Annotated in this window: 12 protein-coding genes and 1 pseudogene; 6 read left to right on the top strand and 7 right to left on the bottom strand. The window is 48.2% G+C overall.

All coding sequences use genetic code 11. The annotated features are described in order from the left end of the window. Positions 1-460, top strand: a pseudogene (locus WCO51_01115) (aminodeoxychorismate/anthranilate synthase component II). A gap of 333 nt (positions 461-793) precedes the next feature. Here the strand turns inward: WCO51_01115 and WCO51_01110 are convergent. Both WCO51_01110 and WCO51_01105 read right to left on the bottom strand, forming a co-directional pair. Next, a complete protein-coding gene (locus WCO51_01110) occupies positions 794-1189 on the bottom strand; it encodes a cytidine deaminase (GenBank protein ID MEI6511860.1) in 396 nt (131 codons plus the stop codon). 207 nt (positions 1190-1396) lie between these two features. Beyond that, positions 1397-3529, bottom strand: a complete 2133-nt coding sequence (locus WCO51_01105) for a HEAT repeat domain-containing protein (protein ID MEI6511859.1) — start codon at positions 3527-3529, stop codon at positions 1397-1399. A gap of 586 nt (positions 3530-4115) precedes the next feature. On the opposite strand from WCO51_01105, the gene hisS reads away from it, so the two are divergent. Further along, the gene (gene hisS, locus WCO51_01100) at positions 4116-5372 is read left to right on the top strand and encodes a histidine--tRNA ligase (protein MEI6511858.1); all 1257 of its coding nucleotides are present in this window, start codon (positions 4116-4118) and stop codon (positions 5370-5372) included. Positions 5373-5415: 43 nt separating this feature from the next. On the opposite strand, the gene WCO51_01095 is transcribed toward hisS, so the two are convergent. From WCO51_01095 to recJ, 5 genes are all read right to left on the bottom strand, one after another. Then, the gene (locus WCO51_01095; protein ID MEI6511857.1) at positions 5416-7950 is read right to left on the bottom strand and encodes a hypothetical protein; all 2535 of its coding nucleotides are present in this window, start codon (positions 7948-7950) and stop codon (positions 5416-5418) included. 270 nt (positions 7951-8220) lie between these two features. After that, positions 8221-8850, bottom strand: a complete 630-nt coding sequence (locus WCO51_01090) for a hypothetical protein (protein ID MEI6511856.1) — start codon at positions 8848-8850, stop codon at positions 8221-8223. Positions 8851-9018: 168 nt separating this feature from the next. After that, a complete protein-coding gene (gene dtd, locus WCO51_01085) occupies positions 9019-9456 on the bottom strand; it encodes a D-aminoacyl-tRNA deacylase (protein ID MEI6511855.1) in 438 nt (145 codons plus the stop codon). Beyond that, the gene (locus WCO51_01080) at positions 9456-11681 is read right to left on the bottom strand and encodes a bifunctional (p)ppGpp synthetase/guanosine-3',5'-bis(diphosphate) 3'-pyrophosphohydrolase (protein MEI6511854.1); all 2226 of its coding nucleotides are present in this window, start codon (positions 11679-11681) and stop codon (positions 9456-9458) included. The genes dtd and WCO51_01080 overlap by 1 nt, the downstream gene beginning before the upstream one ends. A gap of 105 nt (positions 11682-11786) precedes the next feature. Beyond that, positions 11787-13571: a single-stranded-DNA-specific exonuclease RecJ gene (gene recJ / locus WCO51_01075; GenBank protein MEI6511853.1), complete on the bottom strand. Its 1785-nt coding sequence runs from the start codon at positions 13569-13571 to the stop codon at positions 11787-11789. Between the two features lie 258 nt (positions 13572-13829). Between recJ and WCO51_01070 the strand changes: the two genes are divergently transcribed. From WCO51_01070 to WCO51_01055, 4 genes are all read left to right on the top strand, one after another. Next, positions 13830-15296 carry a hypothetical protein gene (locus WCO51_01070; protein ID MEI6511852.1) on the top strand — a complete coding sequence of 489 codons (1467 nt, stop codon included), beginning with the start codon at positions 13830-13832 and terminating at the stop codon, positions 15294-15296. A 338-nt stretch (positions 15297-15634) separates the two neighbouring features. Continuing rightward, positions 15635-17635, top strand: coding sequence for an S-layer homology domain-containing protein (locus WCO51_01065; protein ID MEI6511851.1), 2001 nt, complete (start codon positions 15635-15637; stop codon positions 17633-17635). A 112-nt stretch (positions 17636-17747) separates the two neighbouring features. Continuing rightward, positions 17748-18776 (top strand): 3-deoxy-7-phosphoheptulonate synthase, encoded by a 1029-nt coding sequence (aroF, locus tag WCO51_01060; protein ID MEI6511850.1) that lies wholly within the window; start codon positions 17748-17750, stop codon positions 18774-18776. A gap of 17 nt (positions 18777-18793) precedes the next feature. Continuing rightward, complete coding sequence (locus WCO51_01055) at positions 18794-19300, top strand: hypothetical protein (protein MEI6511849.1); 507 nt, start codon at positions 18794-18796, stop codon at positions 19298-19300. Positions 19301-19352 lie beyond the last annotated feature (52 nt).

Raw genomic sequence — 19352 nt, 5'->3', positions numbered from 1 at the left:
GGTGGGGGCGTTGTGACCGGCGGGGGTGGTGTTGTCGCCGGGGCCTTGTACGCCTAATGAGGCGGGAATTTGCGTGCCCTTGGTGAAAAGGTTTGCGGGGGAGTTTCCGATTTTGGGGGTTTGTTTGGGACATCAAAGCATTGGTGCGGCGCTTGGCGGGGAGATTATCCGGGCCAAAACGTTGATGCACGGCAAGTCTTCAAAAATTAATCATGACAATCAGGGCGTATTCAAGGACATACCTAACCCCTTCTCGGCAATTCGTTACCATTCTCTCGTCATCAAGCGTGAGACTTGCCCATCGGAGCTACAGATTACGGCCGAATCGGAGGACGGCGAGATTATGGGAGTGCGCCATAAAAGCCTGCCAATCGAAGGGGTCCAGTTTCATCCTGAATCGGTCATGACGGAGAATGGAAAGTGTCTACTCAATAACTGGTTAGCAAGTCTCTCAGGGTAAGATCAACCGGTCTGCGAGCGTGCATCCTAGTATAAATACCTGCGAATGCGGAAAACCGGACACTTTTTGGAAAATTTATTAAAATATTTTAAAAACCTGGTAATTTGCCGCAAATCTGTCCTTGACGTATGACCGTTTCTATGTTATCATGTCTATGCTACCGCCAAAAGGAGAATGAAGTTTAAGTTTTAGGTTTGCCTTCTGTTTCGAACACGTTTTAATTAACGAGTTAGCGTCTGACCTGTCCTAACATAGATAGATTGTAGTCACCTAGTCATTAATGACAGGGTAATAAAGTAAGCGCCAAGAAACACTTGGCGTTTTTTCTTTTTGCTATTTAAAGGGGTGCGGCAGGAGGTCGGCCAGAGTTAGTTGCTTGAAGTTCTCTGCTTCATCAATAAGGATAATCCGCATCTTATCAGGCTCATGAGTGAATTCACTTATGACTTGCAGGCAAGCTCCGCAGATCGATGCGCCATCGCTCGTGACAACCGCTAGAGCTTTGAGTTTCATTTCACCTTCAGCGATTGCGCGGCACACTGCATTACGCTCAGCGCAAATGGTCGAGCCGTAGCTGGCGTTCTCAACATTACATCCGCCAAACATTACCCCCCGATCAGTAAGCGCCGCCGCCCCAACTCGATATCCCGAGTAAGGCGCATAAGCTCTCTCCCGCATCTGCCGTGCGAGATTAATCAGCTTAGCCAGTTGTTCGTCGTTAATAGTCATGATTTCTATTGAGAAGTGCGTATCCCAAAGTTTCCCCCTTTCCAAGGGGGAATACAAGGGGGTCTATCCGAACTCTTAATATTTCTCTTAATCCTAATCCTGTAAGCTCCGGCAGCGCCGCTTCGCTCTACTACCGAAGCAACAAACCTTCCGGACAGAATCCACGCCTTCTGCCCTGTCACCCATCACCTAACACCTTCTCAGGTACTACGTTCCCTTTTCGCCTTTCAATCGCTGGATGGCTTCGGCGGCGTTGGCTCGGACTTGGGGGGATTCATCGTTTTGGTGTTCTTGAAGAGCAGGGAAGGCTACGATGTTGCCGATTCGGCCTAGGGCGAAACAGGCTGCGGCTCGAACAGTGGGATTGGGATAATCGAGTAAGCGTATTAATTCAGGGACGGCCAGAGCGCCGATTTCGATGAGAGAATAAATACCGGAAGCTCGTTCGTTGTCATCGGTTGAAATTAGAGACTCGATAGCTATCTTTGTGGCCTCAGGATCGCCGCTGTTGCCCAATATGCCCGCAACGGCCAACCGAACTCGATAGCTGGGGTCTTTTAATGCCTGTCGAGCGATGATTAAGGCGCCGGGTTCAAACATCAGCGCTAGATAATGCGCGGAGAAAGCCCGTTCCTGTTCGCTGCCCTTTTCGAAGGCATTTTTGAAGGTTGTAATCGAATGGTCGGGCCAGCGGTCAAAGAGTAGTCGAGCCGCACAATCGGCAATTGTATCCGAATTACCATTATCCGCCAAAGCTTTTCGGAGGGTGTCCTGAGCGTTATGATCGCCGATTTTTGCAAGCACAATTAATATTTCTCGCAGAATGGGTACCAAGTCCGCATCTTGCCGCTCCAAAATCACCTGATAGGCTTCCGATAATAAGTGGCTGCTTGTTTCAGGAGCTATCTTTTCGAGTACCGCTAAGCCCAAGAATGCAACAAGCCGATCCGAATCTTTAAGCGCGATTGCAGCAGCTTCCTGGACCTTTGGGTCTTTAGTTAGGGATAATCGCTCTAAAGCCATGAGGCGTAAATTACGCGAACCATTTTGAGCCAGGTCAAATAATTCCGTCAATATCCGGCCCTTAACATGGTTGTGTGAAGGCTGCATGAGTGTTCCCTTGAGTCTGCCGGGTAGGTCGGTGGTTTCGAGATAGGCTTCTTTGAGATGATTGATAGCGGAAGCCTCATATCGCTCGGCCGTAGTCAGATAAACATTCAAATTCTTCGCCAAATCGGATGTCTGACCGTGGAACTCAGACAGGAACGATGCCAATGGTGTAAGCGTCTTATCGATCTCGGTCTGGAATTCAGAGGCAGCTCGCAGCAAAAGGTTGGGAACGTTTCTTTCGAAATGTGGAGCAATATCGATTAGGAATTGAACAGCGGCTTTTCGAGCATCGAGCCACCACTGGACACATTCCAAATGCCCCTGGGAATTAACAGCTTCTGTTGAGTCGTTTTGTGGAAGCTTGGCGATCCATTCCTTAAAAGCGCCTAATCCAAAAGCGGTAACACAAGCCCCTTCATTAAGGCAGCAGCACCCATGCATTACTGGACGATGCTCGAATGTGACCCAATTGCCAACCGCTTCTATTTCGCGTTTGCTTATCGGCATCAAATCGCTCATTGATGAAAGCAGATCGGCTTGTTTGAAAAAAGTAGCGACTTCCTCAATCGGCTGGGTGACCTCGATATGCAGGTTATTTTTTGCCGATTGATGGAAGGTGAGCAGTCGGTTCATCCGCTCATAACCGGTTATAACTCCTTCTTCATCATCGCTGAATATGGGCACTGGGATGCCGGCGTCGATTGATGCGACCACTTTATCCCAAAGAACTGAAAGGTCATCGCTAAAAGAGGCTCTTTCGACATAGAACCCCAACGCGCGGAATCCTTCAGGGATTTGATAATCGGATTCTTTATTGCCGCATTTACGGCAGTCGGTTCCGCAGATGCATAATCGCGAAACCCCGCCCATCATCCCCATCACATAGTCGTAGCTGAGGCTGGGGTCCATCGTATTCAAAACAACCCAAGCGGCGCCGACGCGGTTCTTGAGCGGCCGATGGCTGGGGACATTAGTAATCGTTCGGCTCATAAAGGGTAAAAGTCGAGTGGTGGGCGCAGATGGATGCTCGTACCCCGTTTGTGTTTGGGTTTCAGGTTCTACCGTCGCGCCGACAAGTGCGCTTCTTAATTGATCGAGCCGCCCTTGTATATCCCCAAGTTTTTCATCAATTTTTAGGGAGCTTGGGTCATCATTACTGAGCTGAGCAGATTGTTTTAGCTGTTGTAGACGAACGAGCGCATCTTCATAGGCGAAAATTTGCTGTTTCAAAACAGGAGATATTTCCCTTTTGATTGATTCGATAAAGCTATTTATTTCCTTCGTGACATCGAACGAGTGCAATAATATTTTTCCTCACCCTTTTAAAAAAAGCATCTCTATTATTAATATGGCTTAATTACCAGGTTATTCTCAGAGTGAGACTAATAAAAAAAGATCATTCAGCTTAAAAATCCTATCAATTTGCTTCAGAGATGAGCCATCGGGTATTACGTAGATGAAAAAGGTGATAGGTTTTAGGGGATAGGGGAGAAGTTAGACCGGATTGATACTAGAGGCTAGAAGCTGGTTGCTTGATCCGGAAAACCCCAACACCCCAAAGGGGTGTCATTCAGAGCAAAGCGTGGAATCTGTCCGGAAGGTTTTAGAGGAATTTGTCACGAGCACAATCATCTCTCGCAATGACACTCTTTTGATGTTTCGGTAGCGAATCGGCGCAGCCGGAGCTTACCGGATTAGGTTAAGATTAGGATTTTCGGACTTGACCCCCTATAGTCCCCCTTGGAAAGGGGGACATTTCCGAACCCTAATTCCTATCTCAGAATACCTTTTCTGCACTACGGAACGGAGTTATGTTATGCGTTATAGCGGACCGAAGGGTATGAATGATGTGTTACCGGCAGAGAGCTATCGGTGGCAATTTGTTGAGGAGAAATTTCGTCAATTCTGCGCTCTTTATGGGTATCAGGAAATTCGAACACCTATTCTTGAGCCGACAGATCTCTTTGCCCGTGGGCTTGGGGATACGACTGATATCGTCACCAAGGAAATGTACACCTTAACTACCAAAGGCAACGACAGTTTGGCGCTCAAACCGGAAGGAACGGCTCCGGTCGTTCGCGCTTATATCGAGCGTCACCTTGCGGTCCCCGGTTCGGTCACTAAACTCTATTACATCACTCCAATATATCGTTATGAACGACCGCAGGCAGGGCGTTATCGCGAAGGGCATCAGTTGGGATTGGAAGCGATTGGCAGCAATGACCCGATGGCTGATGCCGAAATAATCGCCCTCACGATGAATTTCTATGCAAAGTTGGGTATCAAGGATACTGAGCTTCGTTTGAATTCAGTTGGCACGGTAGAATCCAGAGCGGGCTATCAACAGGCTTTGTTGGAATTTGCCCGGCCATTCTTCCAGAAATTTCCCGAGGACTATGTTGCGCGTCTTGAAAAGAACCCGATGCGCCTTTTGGATAGCAAAGACCCTGAAATTCAAGCCATTATGACCGATGCGCCCGATATTTTCGACTATCTCGATGATGAGAGCCGGCAGCACTTCGAGAAAGTTACCGATTACCTGAAAGCGTTGAATATCCCATACGTTCGCGATCGGTTCCTTGTGCGGGGTTTGGATTATTACACTAAGACCGCTTTTGAAGTGGTCAGCGGCAAATTAGGCGCCCAGAACTCGCTTTGCGGCGGCGGACGTTATGATGAATTAATCGAAGAATGCGGCGGCGATTCAACTCCTGCAGTAGGTGTGGCAATGGGTATCGAACGCGCTCTGATAGTCATGGAAGCGCAGGGGATAGCCATCCCCGATGAATTCAAGCCAGTCGTGTATGTGGTTACGATCGGAAACGTGCGGTTGGAAGCAATGAAACTGCTTGAGGAACTGAGAAGGCAAAATATTCCTGCCGACATTGAGTTAAGTGAACGCAGCCTCAAAGCCCAAATGCGCCAAGCCAATAAAAGCGAAGCTCGATTTGCGCTAATTATGGGAGAGGATGAACTTGGGCGCGGCGTTGTTGGCTTGAAGGATTTGCAAACAAACATTCAGGAAGAAATTCCTCTCGATCAAATCGTTGAGCGTATTTTAACGTCTCTATGAGATGTAGGGGGCGAAGTTACCTTGCCCCCTCTATCAACTTTCCTCATGAACCCCTCTTTGCCCCCATACCCTTCGAAAATATAACCTTAATCTTGTGCGTTCCTGATACAGGGATGCTCTTCACCCTTGTGTGGCTCCAATTAGGCCAGGGTTTTCCGTCTACTTCTACATACTCGATTAACTTGTCGGTTTGGAGGTCGATTTCGTGTTTTGTGGGGCAGAGGTTTTTAATCGTTAGCTCGGCGCTGCGACTGTCTACCTTTTGCTTGATCACGTCAATAGCATCGATACCGAACGCATGGCCGTACTTGGTGTTGACGTAGAGGCCGCCGTATTTCATAAACACATCCGCCAGGGTGGCTATGAAGTGGGTATTGCCTTCGCCGACATCGACGGAGCCTCCGGTGATGGTGTAGGGGCCGCCGTTGTGGCTTTCAGGGAAGAGACCCCAGACATGATCGGGCATTCGGTCACGGTCGGGAGAGTTCTTCATCATGGGCACTTCTGGGATGGCCTGACCTTGCGCCCAGGCTCTTATCATGCCGATGGCATCCTCGAAATACTTACGGTTGCCGGTGAGGGTGTAGTACTTCATTAAGTCTTGCGCAAACCAAGCGCCGCGATGGTCCACTCCCTCGGCAGAGGCATCGCAGTCAGTCCAGCCGTATTTATGATTTTCGCCGAGCGATGGGTTATCGTAGCAATAGGAGAATAGAAGCATATAGTCGCCGGAGATTTCGGCCCAGTCGGCGTATTTGCGCTCGCCGGTTACCTTGAAAAGCTCCATCCCTGCAAGGAAGCAGGAGAAGGGCGCCTTGCTATCCATCAAACCCCCAGTCGTAAAGCCGGGATAAAACTCCGTGCCATAGTAGTCATTGGTGAGGATATGATGCTTATAGAGGTGGTCCATCCCTTTCACGGCGGCGGCGAGATAGCGCTTGTCGTGAGTTGATTCATAGAGCCGGGTCAAAAACCACACCACCAGCGCATCACCGCACTGGGATTTGTTGCCTTCGATGATGTTGTTTAATTCCTTCTCGTGACCGTGCTCCTTGACCCAATCCCAATAATCCGATTTTGGGTTCCACATGCCCATCCAATCGCCATCGGGCATCTGCTCTCGAAGGAAGAACTCGCCCAGTTTCTGTGCATAGTCCGTCGCCGGTTGATAGTCCGTCATGTCGGCATAATCGAGTAGGTAATAGCCTGTGACAGCCATATTGACACTGCGGAGAAGGTCCACGAACCAGTAGCCCTCCTTGGGCACGATGGGCGCGTTGAAGCCGGTGTAGTTTTCGTCCACCGTGGTCATTTGCATGCCCTCTTCATGGCCGATCTCTTCTCCAACCCACCACATATCGCCGCCCTTCCAATTGGACTCACTGCGGAATGGAAGGGGGTCATCGTCCCAGCATGTACGAAAAGCTCCTGCCAGCGGCCCTTCAGTGATCATTGAGTCTGTCTTAATGAGCAGGTCGACGACCTTTCGAGCATGAATTCGATATTTCTCATCGCCTGTCATCTCATAGTAACGCTGGAACCCATAGGCCCCGATGAGGTTGTTGTTGAACCCCCAGTTGTAGCAGACGGAATCTTCCCACAGGCGTGTCGTTTCCACGTGCCCAGTGCCGAAGTAGCAGAAATACACAAATCCGCCCTTATCCTGATCCACATTTCGCCAGATGTACTTGTAGAAGCGATTGAATAGCCATAAATCGAGTTCTTTCATGGTTTTCGAAAGCGGCACGTACACTGGCGGTTCGGGGGTGTGTTTGATATAGAGGTCGCGCACGATGTCGTAGACTTTGCGATATCCTAAATACGGGGGCGAAGTAGCATTGGCATAGAGAATAAAGCTGAATTTAGCCGTTCCGCCTGGTTTGCTGTAGTTAACTGGCGGCGGCGGACCTTCGATGAACTCCGTGGCCCACTTGTCTAAGGGCAGGAGATTGCGCTCCACGCACTCGATTTGAATACGCCCGTCTTTCCAGCAAATTAGGTTGAAGGCATTCTGAATGGTCTCCCCACGCAGGCCAATCATCGAAGGGTGAATAATCACCGCGAACGTATCCGATTCCTTCTGCACCATCGTAGCCGGCCAGCGCACATGGCGGAACCAGTGATGCGATCGGTCCACTTCGCCATAGGCAGTCTCCGCCTTCTCTGACTTATGCCATGCGCCGCCGTTCATGTACTCATGCGGATCCAACGGTTTGTCATAGCTAGCGCCCGTGAAAGCAAAATTGGCATAAAATTTCCCCAACTCTGCCGTCCCTTTGCGCGTTAGCTCGAGATCGAGTATCGGATTACCGTTCTCAGGAAGACTAACATTTACCGCCAGTTGGACAAGATCATTCTCCCCTTCAAGTCTGATCCCATTAGAGACCTTTATATTCTCTGTTAGGGGGATGGGATACTCTATGCCGTCTTTATTAGTAACCACGAATGTGTTGATAAATGAGGGCGCCTCAGCCTTATCCCGCTGCCCATACCCGACCAACTTCCATATTCCATCCGCAGTTTGAGCTAGCATATTCAACCCATATTGCCCATTATAGTTAACCGCTTCTACGCGCATCTTTGAGTTCTCCAACACAGTTACCTCAGTCCTATTGTTAATGCCAAGGCCAACATCGCTATGGAAAGTCCGAACACTTTGTCTTTTATCTTTCCTGAATTGAATCAGTAGTATATCTTGCGAGAGTTGTAGGAGACAAGGAGTATCTGAGCCAGTAGGTATTGAGAAAGCATGAGGTAAGATGAAGGAAAATAGTAATTCCTATCTTTCGAAAGCGTGCCACGGGCTTTAGCTTCAAAACGAAGTGGGTTTCAAGAGTACGTTAACACGTTACTCGAATCTTCTTACCTTTACATCCGGTTTCAGTTCTTCGACCAGGGGAGGTTCTTTTGCCTCTAGAGCCTTTTGTTTACTATCTTCGTTAGTTAGGTAAGGGAGAGCGATTGACCCCCATATGGCTATTACGCCGATAAGACTTCTTCCGATCATGTTTAACCATTCCCCATTGATCGACGCAATCGTGGCTGAACCTAGAAAATAAGAGGCTATGGCCAAAAAATAACACCTACGCCCCCAAGAGGGCGGGGCATTTAACGATTCTAAAATTCCTGACCCGAGGGCAAATAACCCAATAATAAGCCATTGAGTTACCATCACCCAGTCTGAGGGGTTTGCATCCGGACCTTTTTCATAGATAACATTGATTAATTCCGAGCTATGCAGGGCGGCATAAAACGCAACTCCGTAAATAATAATCAACAATAAGAAGTCACGTAGATTAGATGTAAAGAAAAGAACTAAGCCTGAAATGATAGCGATAGGTATTGAGTAAGCAAAGATAGCGGGGGTTTGATGAATTGGCAGTAATCCAATTATGATGGCTGCTAAAATAGCGGGTAACCACCCTTGAATAAACTTTTCTGAAAAAGTTAAGTGCTTTTTCTTTCGTCTTTCTAACATCTTTCAGGACTGCCTACCAACTTGAGCTTAGTATATTTGAGCATGTAACGACTTATAATATCACATCGGAGCAAAATAATCGCCTAATTGAGCTAAAAGTTTAAACAGGAATAATATAATGACCGTAAAAAGTGCAGTTTGTGAACAAGGCGAGCCTTTCGGAGATTATCAGGTATCCACAAGAATAGTCACTGGACCGTCGTTTTCGAGGAGCACATCCATATGCGCTCCGTAGCGTCCTTGCTTTACAGATGTGCCTTCAAGTTCGAGATAATAACAAAAACGTTCATAAAGCATTTCGCCGCTATCATAGGGGGCAGCCTCATTAAAGCTGGGGCGTCGGCCTTTACGAGTATCGCTATAAAGGGTGAAGTTAGATACCACCAACGCTTCTCCGCCAATATCAAGTAGAGAGCGGTTCATTTTCCCTTCTTCATCTTCAAAAATCCTCATGCAAGCCACTTTATTGGCAAGAACTCTCGCTTTGTCCTCATCGTCTTCACGGTGGACGCCCAACAAGACGAGAAGCCCTTTTCCAATCTCACCGGTTATTTCGCCTTCAACCGTAACGCGGGCGAAGTTAACGCGTTGCAGGATGGCTCGCATTAGGTTTTGGTCTCTGCTTGCACGCGTTTGATTTCAAGGACATCGCCCATGGATGAAATTTTGGCAAGAATGTTTGACATCTGGGTCGCATCCGCTACATCCACGGTCATTTCCACCAGAGCCGTACTATTTTTGTTAAAGGTTCGAATCCTGGCAGAGCTAATGTTCACTTTGGCTTCTGCCATAATCGCCGACAAGTCGGCTAATAGTCCCTGCCTGTCAGTAGTCGTGATGCGCAAGGGCACATCATAAACCTTTTCGCTGCGGTCTCTCCAGTTCACCGGAACCATCCTCTCGGGCTCTTTGATCATGTAATTCTTTGCATTGGCACATATATGGCGATGGATGACAATACCGCGACCACGGGAGACATACCCAATCACTTCTTCACCTGGGATTGGGTGGCAGCAGCGTCCGCGCCGTAGCATCATCGCTTCAAGCCCTTCAGCGCTTACTTGCAGGGTGCTCCTGGATTTAAGTTGGGAAAGCGGATCTGGTTCTGGTTGTTGAACGTGATCAAGGCCTCGGAGGCGATTTACGATCGAGTTAGTGCTGATTAATCCTTCGCCGACCGATGCCAGCAAGTCCTCGACATTTTCTTTATTGAGTTCCTCTACTATACGCTGAAGCTTATCTTCGCCAAAGAATTCCTTCGGTTCCAACCCGAGCCATTTAAGTTCCTTTTCAATCGCCTGCCGGCCAAGTTGCGCATTGGTGGTCCGGTGAATACGTCTCAGATGGCTTCGGATACTAGAACGCGCATGAGATGTTTTAACAAACTTCATCCAGTCGGCGCTGGGCGATGCATTTTGGCGTGAGAGTATCTCGACAATATCCCCGTTTTGGAACTGATAGCTTAACGGAACGATACGCCCGTTCACTTTGGCGCCAATGGTGTGGTTTCCGAGGTCGGTGTGAATTCGATAAGAGAGATCGACTGCAGTCGCGCCTGCCGGAAGGTCGATAACGTCGCCTTTAGGCGTAAACACAAGCACTTGGTCAGAGAACAGATCGCTGACGACTGTGCGCAAGAATTCGCTGCTTGATTTGGAGTCACTGCTCCAGTCGAAGAGCTGCTGACGAAGCCGCCCCAGCTTATCGACATAAGTCTCATCGAGCTTACCGCCTTCTTTGTACTGCCAGTGAGCGGCGATCCCGAATTCAGCCGTGCGGTGCATTTCCCAGGTTCGAATTTGCACTTCCATCGGTTCGTTAGTCTGTCCCATCACCTTCGTGTGGAGCGATCGATAACCGTTCGCTTTTGGTTTAGCGATATAGTCATAAAACAGACTTGGGATCGGCTGCCAAAGGTCGTGGACTAAGCCGAGGGCATAATAGCACTCCGGCTCTGCAGCCACAATTATCCTCAATGCCGTCAGGTCATAGATGTCATCGATTGAGATACCCTGAGTTAGCGTTTTTTGGTAGATGCTCCAAAGGTGTTTTGGTCTACCCTGAACATCTGCGCGGATACCTGCTTGCTCAAGCTTCTCTTTGAGCGTTCGAATGGCCTCATGAACATTCTTCACACGCTCCAATCGAGTTTTTGCCACATGAGCAGAAATTCGCGCGTAATCTTCGGGATAGAGATACTTAAAGCCGAAGTCTTCCAGATTCCATTTGATTTCCCAAATGCCCAATCTTGCCGCGAGAGGGGCGTAGATTTGCATCGTTTCGGAGGCAATCTTCTTCTGACGCTCAGGGGTTAGACAACCCAAGGTCTCCATATTATGCAAGCGATCAGCCAGCTTGATAACCATCACGCGAATATCGCGTGCCATTGCCAAAAGAATTTTGCGAAGATTCTCTGCTGCTCGATGAACTTCTTGACGGTTTCTCGCGTAATCAGTTTCCGCTTCAAGCCCTTCTGCAGTCCAAGTCAATTTGGTGACACTCTCGACTAAGCGCAGAACGGTCTCACCAAATTGCACGCGAATATCGTTGGCGTTAACGTTGGTATCTTCGAGTAAATCATGGAGAAGTCCGGCGCAGATTGAATCGACATCCATACTGAGGTTGGCAAGAATACTCGCTACCGCTAATGGATGCGTGATATAAGGATCACCTGACACTCTTGCTTGTCCGGCATGTCTCTCCTCAGCGAAGAAGTAAGCGCGTCTTATCCGAGGCAAGTCAGCCTCAGGATTATATTCCCGCACCTTCGCCAGGAGTTCTACAAGAACTTCAGGATCTTCGAGATCACTATTAGAGCTATCACGTTTCATAAATTTTTTCGAATTGCGTACTGCGTAGTTCGTATTCCGGATATCCTACCCATTCCATTTGGGGGGTTAGGATAATCCCTATTAATATATAATACGCAAAACACTCTACGTTTCCTCTGTTTTTCTTGCATCAGTGACTGCCCACTGGAGTTGGCGGCGGCCATTCCAGGTATCGATATCGGGGGTATAGACGACGTCGATTTCATCCCCCTGCTCTAGGGTTTCGAACGTTTCTGACTGATTGAATGCAATAGCCTTGGTCGGGTTCATCCCCTCCGAACGCAGTTGGAGTTGGACATGTTTCCCATCTTTTGTTATATTCTTCGATAATATTAATACGTGCCTGCTGAGAAAAACGGGAGCTTCATTAGCGAATCCATAGGGCGCGAGCATACTAAGTTGGTCGCATAAGCCAAGATCCGCATCTATACCATCTATTTCCATATCAATCTTGACTACTGGGAGTAAATCTTCCTCGGTCAATACTTTACTTGCATAGATTGTCAGCGCTTCCCTTATTGTCGGCAGCATTTCTTTCTTAAGGCTAAATCCCGCTGCCATTGCATGGCCGCCGCAGTTCAGAAAAAGGTCGCGATTGCTATGGATGGCATCGTGAATGTTGAATGTGCCAATGCTTCGCGCCGATCCTTTGCCAATTCCCGTCTCAGGGTCAATTGAGACCACTAGAGTCGGTCGAGTGAACCGCTTTGCCAAATTCCCTGCCACTATCCCGATGACGCCTGTATGCCAGTTGTCACCGGCTACCAGCAGCACTTTAACCTGACTCATGTCCTGTTCAAGCGCACTAGCTTCCGCTTCCTTATAGATGCGCTCTTGTTCTTTCTTACGCTCTTCGTTTTGGATTTCCAATTTCTCGGCCAATAGCTTCGCTTCGCCAGGATCATCGGTTAGCAGCAATTGCAGTGCGATAGCGGCATCATCAATTCTTCCTGCCGCATTCAATCGCGGGCCGATTCGGTAGCCTATCTCATCGGTTGATAGCTTTTTTGTGCCCCCATGAGATAATCCACACAAATCGAGTAATGCTCGAACACCCGCTTTGCGGCTTTCGGAAAGCCTTGGCAATCCGTTAGCGACAATCAGCCTATTCTCGCCCAACAACGGCACAACATCCGCCACTGTTCCGAGGGTCACTAAGTCCAAAAAAGCTCTTTGGAAAGCATCGGTTGGTAGACCAAGAGTTTTCACTACCGCTTCGGCCACTTTGTAGCTAACTCCCACACCTGCTAGTTCAGTGAAAGGGTATTGGGAGTCGTTTCGATGCGGGTTGACGACAGCAACTGCTTGAGGAAGAGTATCGCCAGCTTCGTGATGGTCTGTGATGACGACATCAATTTGCTTCTCTTTTGCGTATTCGACCACCTCATGGGCTTGAATGCCGCAATCGCAGGTGATGATCAGCTTCGCGCCCCGTTCGGAAGCCATATCGACCGCATGCGCATGAACTCCATACCCGTGCTTTAGCCGATGAGGAACATGGGGAATCACTTCGGCTCCAACTCGACGAAGCATCCTTGTCCAGATCGCGCAGCTTGTCATCCCGTCCACATCATAATCACCATGAACGAAGATAATTTCATGGTTACGAACCGCTTGCGCAATCCGATTGGCTGCTTTTTCGCAATCAGGAAGTAAAAACGGGTCATGGGAGTACTGCAAGTTTGGATTAAGAAATATGCCCGCTTCCTTGACGTCGCAAATTCCGCGGTTCACCAATAGACGCGCAATTACCGGCGAAATACTAAGCTGCTGGATAAACTCCGCCTCAATGTCCGCATTTCCAGTACTAACAGACCAACGTTTTAAAGGATTTGAAATTTCCATAGAAATTGGGGGTACGGCCCACGAAATTGAATGATTCGCTGCCATTTGATTGTACCCTGAAATTGCTTTTATCTTGAAAGTTTGATTGCCCGTTAAAGGAATCCCCTGCGAACAGCGTATTATATAAGAGTGAAGTATCATGTGGTAGGGTCGAGAAGCACGATCCGGCAAATATAATCACCTTGTTAGAGGTGACATTCATAGAAAAACGTGTAATCAGTCCAGAATGTTTTGGAGGGGGTTGCTTCGGCACAGGAATCCTCGCAATGATACGGAAATACGCACTAAAATGGAGGAAAAGAAATGGTTCGTAAAGGATTGTTGTTAATTTCGGTCTTGGTAGTGAGTTTGTTGGCTCTTGCTCAGAATGCTTTGGTGTCGACTTCGGCTGATACCAAAGGGGTTTCTTTGACGATTTATAGTCAGAATTTTGGAGTAGTGCGGGAAAAAAGAGATATTAACCTCAAACAGGGGCTTAATACCGTTCTCTTTCAGGACGTGCCGATTTCAATTGACCCCACTTCAGTCACTATCAAGTCGTTGACTGCTCCTAATGCGTTGACAATGCGGGAACAGGATTTTCTCTACGACGCATTAAATTCTACGTCAATTTTAGACAAATCGGTCGGAAAGACTATAAAACTTCGCAGAACCCTTCCAAATGGTCAAGTGGAGTTGGTGGAAGGGGTGCTTCTTAATCCACCGACGGCTATCTTGTCAGGACTATCCCCCATCAATCAAGGGATGGTTGTTCGGCTAAAAGACGGGAGTCTCCTAGTCAATCCGGTTGGTGAAGTAGTTTTGGACGTGGTGCCGGAGGGCTTGATTGCTCGCCCGACACTTATGTGGCAATTGGATGCTGGACGCGGTGGATCTCAGACCATCGAAGTTGGCTTTATCGCAAATAACTTGAGCTGGCGAGCGGATTATGTGGCGGTAGTTAACCAGGCAGAAACAGCGGTGGATCTCAATGGATTGGTCACCTTAGATAATCATAGCGGAGCAACCTATCGAGATACGCAATTGCAACTACTGGCTGGGGATGTGCGGCGTGTCTCCCAAGGCGTCTCCCCCATGCCTGAATATGGAGTAGCAATGATGCGTGCGGGAGCGCCTGAAGCCCCGCAATTCCAAGAACAGGCCTTCTCAGATTATCACCTCTATACACTCGAAGGAAAGACCACTTTACGAGACAACGAAACCAAGCAGCTTAACTTCATGTCGGCGAAAAACGTTAAAGTGAATCGCAAGTTCGTAATGGACCTCGGAAGGCGAGTTTTTACCATGAGAGGTGTTCCAGGCGAAGGCGGTGAGACTCAAGAAGGCCGTGCCAATATCATATTCGAACTTAAAAACAGTAAAGAAAACAATATGGGAATACCGATGCCAAGGGGTAGGGTTCGAGCCTATAAGTCAGATGAAAATGGCAATTTACAGTTATTAGGTGAAGACCAGATTGACCATACGCCTCGCGATCAGACGATAAGGCTCTATATCGGCGATGCATTCGATGTTATGGGTGAGCGGGTTCATACTAACCACAATCAAATTTCCGATCGAATCTATGAAGATAGCTATAAAATAACGGTCACCAATCGCAAGACAGTCCCTGCAGCCGTAATGGTGGTCGAGCATCTTTCAGGAGATTGGCAAATCACCGAAAGCAGTCAAAAGTACAACAAGTTAGATGCCTATACCGTTGAATTCCCAACAACCGTACCGGCTAATAGTAAGGTTGTTGTTTCGTATACTGTACGGGTTAAGTTCTAAATCTGATTTGTCACTTCAAAAACAAGAAGGCCTGGAAATCACGATTTTCGGGTCTTCTTCTCTGCATTAATGACTAAACTTACTTATGAAATATACATACGCTTAGTGTTGAATGCTTTGAATAGACAATAGTGAACCTCATGCAAAAATGCGTGCCCAAAATTTTAAAAGAATTATTGACGAGCATATATACACTATGCTATAGTATGTTCGTCTTAGTTTGACTTTTTGTCAGGCTAGGAACCAAAAGGGAAAAGGGTGCATGGAGGGTTCAGAGGTCACTTTGGAAGGCTCTGAAATTCCTGACACTCCTCCCTCAAAAATCAAGGAGGATCCAAATGAGCAACACGCTAAGATCATTGATCTGCGTATTTGTGTTGAGCCTAACGCTAGCCGTGCTAGCGCCTATGGTTCAAGCGCAAAGTGAAATGTTCAAGGACGTCCCCAGTACTCACTGGGCTTACGAGGACGTCAGAGTTTTGAAAGCGGATGGTCTATTAACAGGCTATCCCGGCGAAGTCTTCTTGGGCAACCGCCCGATGACTCGCTATGAGTTCGCAACCGCGACCCGAGCAATGTTTGAGAATCTTCTCAAGAAAATCGGGGACATAACTTCAATACAGTCTCGCATCGCAGCCTTAGAGACCACCAGCAGTGGAACTAGTGTCACCGCTGAGGTATCTGCTCTGAAAGAGCAGCTCGCTGGCATGGCTTATCTTAAGGATGATGCGGCTCGCCTCAACAAGTTAGCGGTAGAGTTTGAGAAGGAACTGGCCAGTTTAGGCGTCAGCGTTCAAGAACTGACCGTTAGAACCACAGAGTTAGAGAAACTAGTGGCTGAATTGATGAAGCGCCCCGTGCCCATCGACATCCACGGCGACCTCTTCTTTGGCGTTCGCGCTGGTTATGGCGAAGGCACCAAGTATGGCGTAGACCTGAACAGCAATCTGTTCGGCATTAACCAGAATTCCGACTACCAGACCAGCAACCCTGTCAAGGACTTGACCATGGTTCACGAGCTGGGTCTCAACGTGAATGGCAACTTCGGCAACGGAGTCACCGGTTATGCCGAGTTCGTGATTGGTAACTTCATGGACTGGATTGACGTAGCAACAACGCCTCAGGGCGGATACTTCCAAGGCTACGACCACCGCAGCGCGCATGAGACAGAGCTTGCGGTTTGGGCCGCCAACGTCACTTTCCCCATGAAATTCATGGGTGAAACCACAGTTACACTTGGACGCTTAGGCTACCAGGTTACTCCTTACACCTACAGCCGAGTCGATCCCGACTTTTATTTCGACGTAGCACGCTACGACGACGGCAATATCTATTTCGACGGCGGCAAATTGGACTTCAAATTTTCCAATGTGAAGCTGGATATCTTTGGTGGCAAGAATCAATCCATCGAGAACACCGACTACGAAAACTTCCAGATGATCACAGCTGGAAATTTACCGTGTTATACCTTCATGCATCGACCTCACGGTCTCCGAGAGGGCGTGCTTGAAGTCGATACTACGTTGGGCGCAAACGTAAAGGTTGGTCTTGGATCAACAGCAAACCTTGGCCTAACTTATATCTTGTTGGATAGTAATAACGATTATGAAAGCTACTTCAACCGCGTTGCCGTCTACGGCGCCAACGCTGCTGTAGAACTGACCAAGGGCTTGAACGTAAAGGCCGAATATGCGGCTTCACAGGTTATGTTCAACAACCACAACGTTCTCAGCCATGACAATACAGCCTGGGACGTCAATGCGACGTACGATGTTGCCAATAGCTTCCAGCTAATGGCCGGCTACAAGGAAGTCATGCCGTTCTTCAATGCACCTGGTTCCTGGGGCCGCATCGGCTTCTGGTACAACCCAACCGACATCAAGGGCTTCACCGTTGGCGCAAAATATGCGTTCAGCGATGCCTTCACAATGGGCGCCAGCGGCGAGTTCTATCAGGGAACCGGTAAGGTTGCTGACGTGACGGATTCCGATCATCTCCATGGTCTTCTCACCAGCGATAAGGTAAACCGCTTCCTCGTCAACGCTACCTACAAGGTTAGTCCTGTTTGGACACTAACCGCTGACTGGGAAGGCGTGAACTGGGATATCCAGGATCGCTTTGATCCTGAGGTGTCAGAACCTGACTACTTATATGGCGGTAAGCCGACGGAGAACTACTTCACTTTCGGCGTGGACTACATGCTTGGCAAAAATGCCAACTTGAAGTTCAAGTACCAGGTCATGAACTATGACGCAAAGTACACTGACTACTTTGAAGTCGATGGCGAGAACAAGCTTGCCGGTGGCCTGTTCATTCTACAGGGAACTGTCAAGTTCTAAGCCTTGATTACCACGAAAGCCCCCCTGCCCACAAGGCAAGGGGGCTTTCTTTTTTTGGTACTACTCAAAGTGAATTGCTGTCATAATGAAAGAGGAAAGGTAGGTTTGCGAAATGATAGTGGTTATGGCAGTTGCCGCGACTGAAGAGGATATTCAGAGCGTTGTTTCTACAATAAAATCTCAAGGAATGGATTCGGTCGTTTGGCCGGGAGGAGACCGAGTAGCTATCGGCATCCCGAATGCTATCCCTCCTGAATTAAGGGAGCCATTGACCCAGAAGCTGATGAGCTTAACAGGGGTTGATCATGTCGCTCATGTCAGCCGTCCCTACAAGTTAGCATCGCGCGAATTCCACAGCGCCAATACCGTCTTTGAAATTAAAGGAACGATCATTGGCGGCGAGCAGTTACAAGTGATGGCAGGTCCCTGCGCGATTGAAAGCTACGAACAGATGCTGACATCCGCGAAAGCCTGCAAGGAAGCCGGAGCGCAAATTCTTAGAGGGGGAGCCTTCAAACCTCGAACTTCACCCTATTCCTTCCAAGGCATGCAGGAAGAGGGTTTAAAAATACTCAAGGCCGTTGGCGAAGAAATCGGTCTTTTAACTATTTCAGAAGTGATGCAGCCCGATTTGGTACCGCTTGCTGTAAAGTATGTTGATATCCTCCAAATCGGCGCGCGTAATATGCAGAATTATCCCCTATTAATCGAAGCTGGCCGTTCAGGTCATCCAGTGATGCTCAAACGCGGCCCTAGTGCTCCTATTGATGAGTTCCTACTTGCCGCCGAATATATTCTACACAACGGCAGCCCGAACCTGATGCTTTGTGAGCGAGGAGTGCATCCCCTGGATAGGAACTATACACGCAACACGCTTGATGTCAGCGTTGTTCCTGTGCTTAAAGAAATTTCCCACCTGCCAGTTATTGTTGACCCAAGCCATGCCGTTGGTGTTGCCAGATGGGTTCCATCAATGGCGCTTGCGGCCATTGCTGCCGGAGCGGATGGCCTGATGATTGAAATGCATCCATGCCCACGAGAAGCGCTCTCAGACGGACCGCAATCGCTTACCCCCGCCCAATTCCAAACGCTTATGGGTAATCTGAGAGCAATTGCTTTGGCAATGGGGCGGACTTTATAGGTATCAGCGTGGATACTATGGCTGAAGAACGATCGATATCAGAATCAAATTCCAAGGGTAAAAAGAAGCTTTTTCTTGGACTATCTATCGCAATTGTGATCGTACTGGCGATTACGATAGGAGCATTAGTAGCCTATAACAGCTTTAAATGTCGATCAAGCGCAGAAAAGGTCGTGTGTAATTTCTTCGAAGCTCTTAATGAACGCAACACAAAGAAGCTCCTCGAACAGACAACCGCGCCCGAAGGCTTTCTTAAATTCCTGCCGCAAACCCTGCCTGAAATGGCTGAAGATTTAATTAAGGAACTTCCGAAAGGTTCTAAAGTCCAATACAAAATACTCAGCACGGAAGTAAATGACGAAGACGCGATTATCAAGATCAAAACGTCTGGTTGGGAATGGGTCTCAAAGTTTAATACGGTATACATGATTAAAGACAGCAAGAACGATAGCTGGAAAATTGATTTAGTTCAGACCTTCAGCAACAATATCAATCCGTTTTTTGATGGTTCGAAAGGGAATTAGGATGATCGTTGAAGTTTCAGTCCCCGCGCGAGCTGGTATTATCGGCAATCCC

The sequence above is a fragment of the bacterium genome (genome assembly GCA_037131655.1).
Classification (GTDB): Bacteria; Armatimonadota; Fimbriimonadia; order Fimbriimonadales; family JBAXQP01; genus JBAXQP01.
Note: the sequence above shows the minus strand (reverse complement) of the source record. Positions and strands in the feature narration are given on the sequence as shown.

Excerpts from the sequence above, each read along its gene's own strand:
- WCO51_01080 (MEI6511854.1), bottom strand. The coding sequence starts at position 11,681 with ATGAAACGTGATAGCTCTAATAGTGATCTCGAAGATCCTGAAGTTCTT.
- WCO51_01110 (MEI6511860.1), bottom strand. The coding sequence starts at position 1,189 with ATGACTATTAACGACGAACAACTGGCTAAGCTGATTAATCTCGCACGG.
- recJ (MEI6511853.1), bottom strand. The coding sequence starts at position 13,571 with ATGGCAGCGAATCATTCAATTTCGTGGGCCGTACCCCCAATTTCTATG.
- WCO51_01090 (MEI6511856.1), bottom strand. The coding sequence starts at position 8,850 with ATGTTAGAAAGACGAAAGAAAAAGCACTTAACTTTTTCAGAAAAGTTT.
- WCO51_01070 (MEI6511852.1), top strand. The coding sequence starts at position 13,830 with ATGGTTCGTAAAGGATTGTTGTTAATTTCGGTCTTGGTAGTGAGTTTG.
- WCO51_01095 (MEI6511857.1), bottom strand. The coding sequence starts at position 7,950 with ATGCGCGTAGAAGCGGTTAACTATAATGGGCAATATGGGTTGAATATG.
- WCO51_01055 (MEI6511849.1), top strand. The coding sequence starts at position 18,794 with ATGGCTGAAGAACGATCGATATCAGAATCAAATTCCAAGGGTAAAAAG.
- aroF (MEI6511850.1), top strand. The coding sequence starts at position 17,748 with ATGATAGTGGTTATGGCAGTTGCCGCGACTGAAGAGGATATTCAGAGC.
- hisS (MEI6511858.1), top strand. The coding sequence starts at position 4,116 with ATGCGTTATAGCGGACCGAAGGGTATGAATGATGTGTTACCGGCAGAG.
- WCO51_01065 (MEI6511851.1), top strand. The coding sequence starts at position 15,635 with ATGAGCAACACGCTAAGATCATTGATCTGCGTATTTGTGTTGAGCCTA.
- dtd (MEI6511855.1), bottom strand. The coding sequence starts at position 9,456 with ATGCGAGCCATCCTGCAACGCGTTAACTTCGCCCGCGTTACGGTTGAA.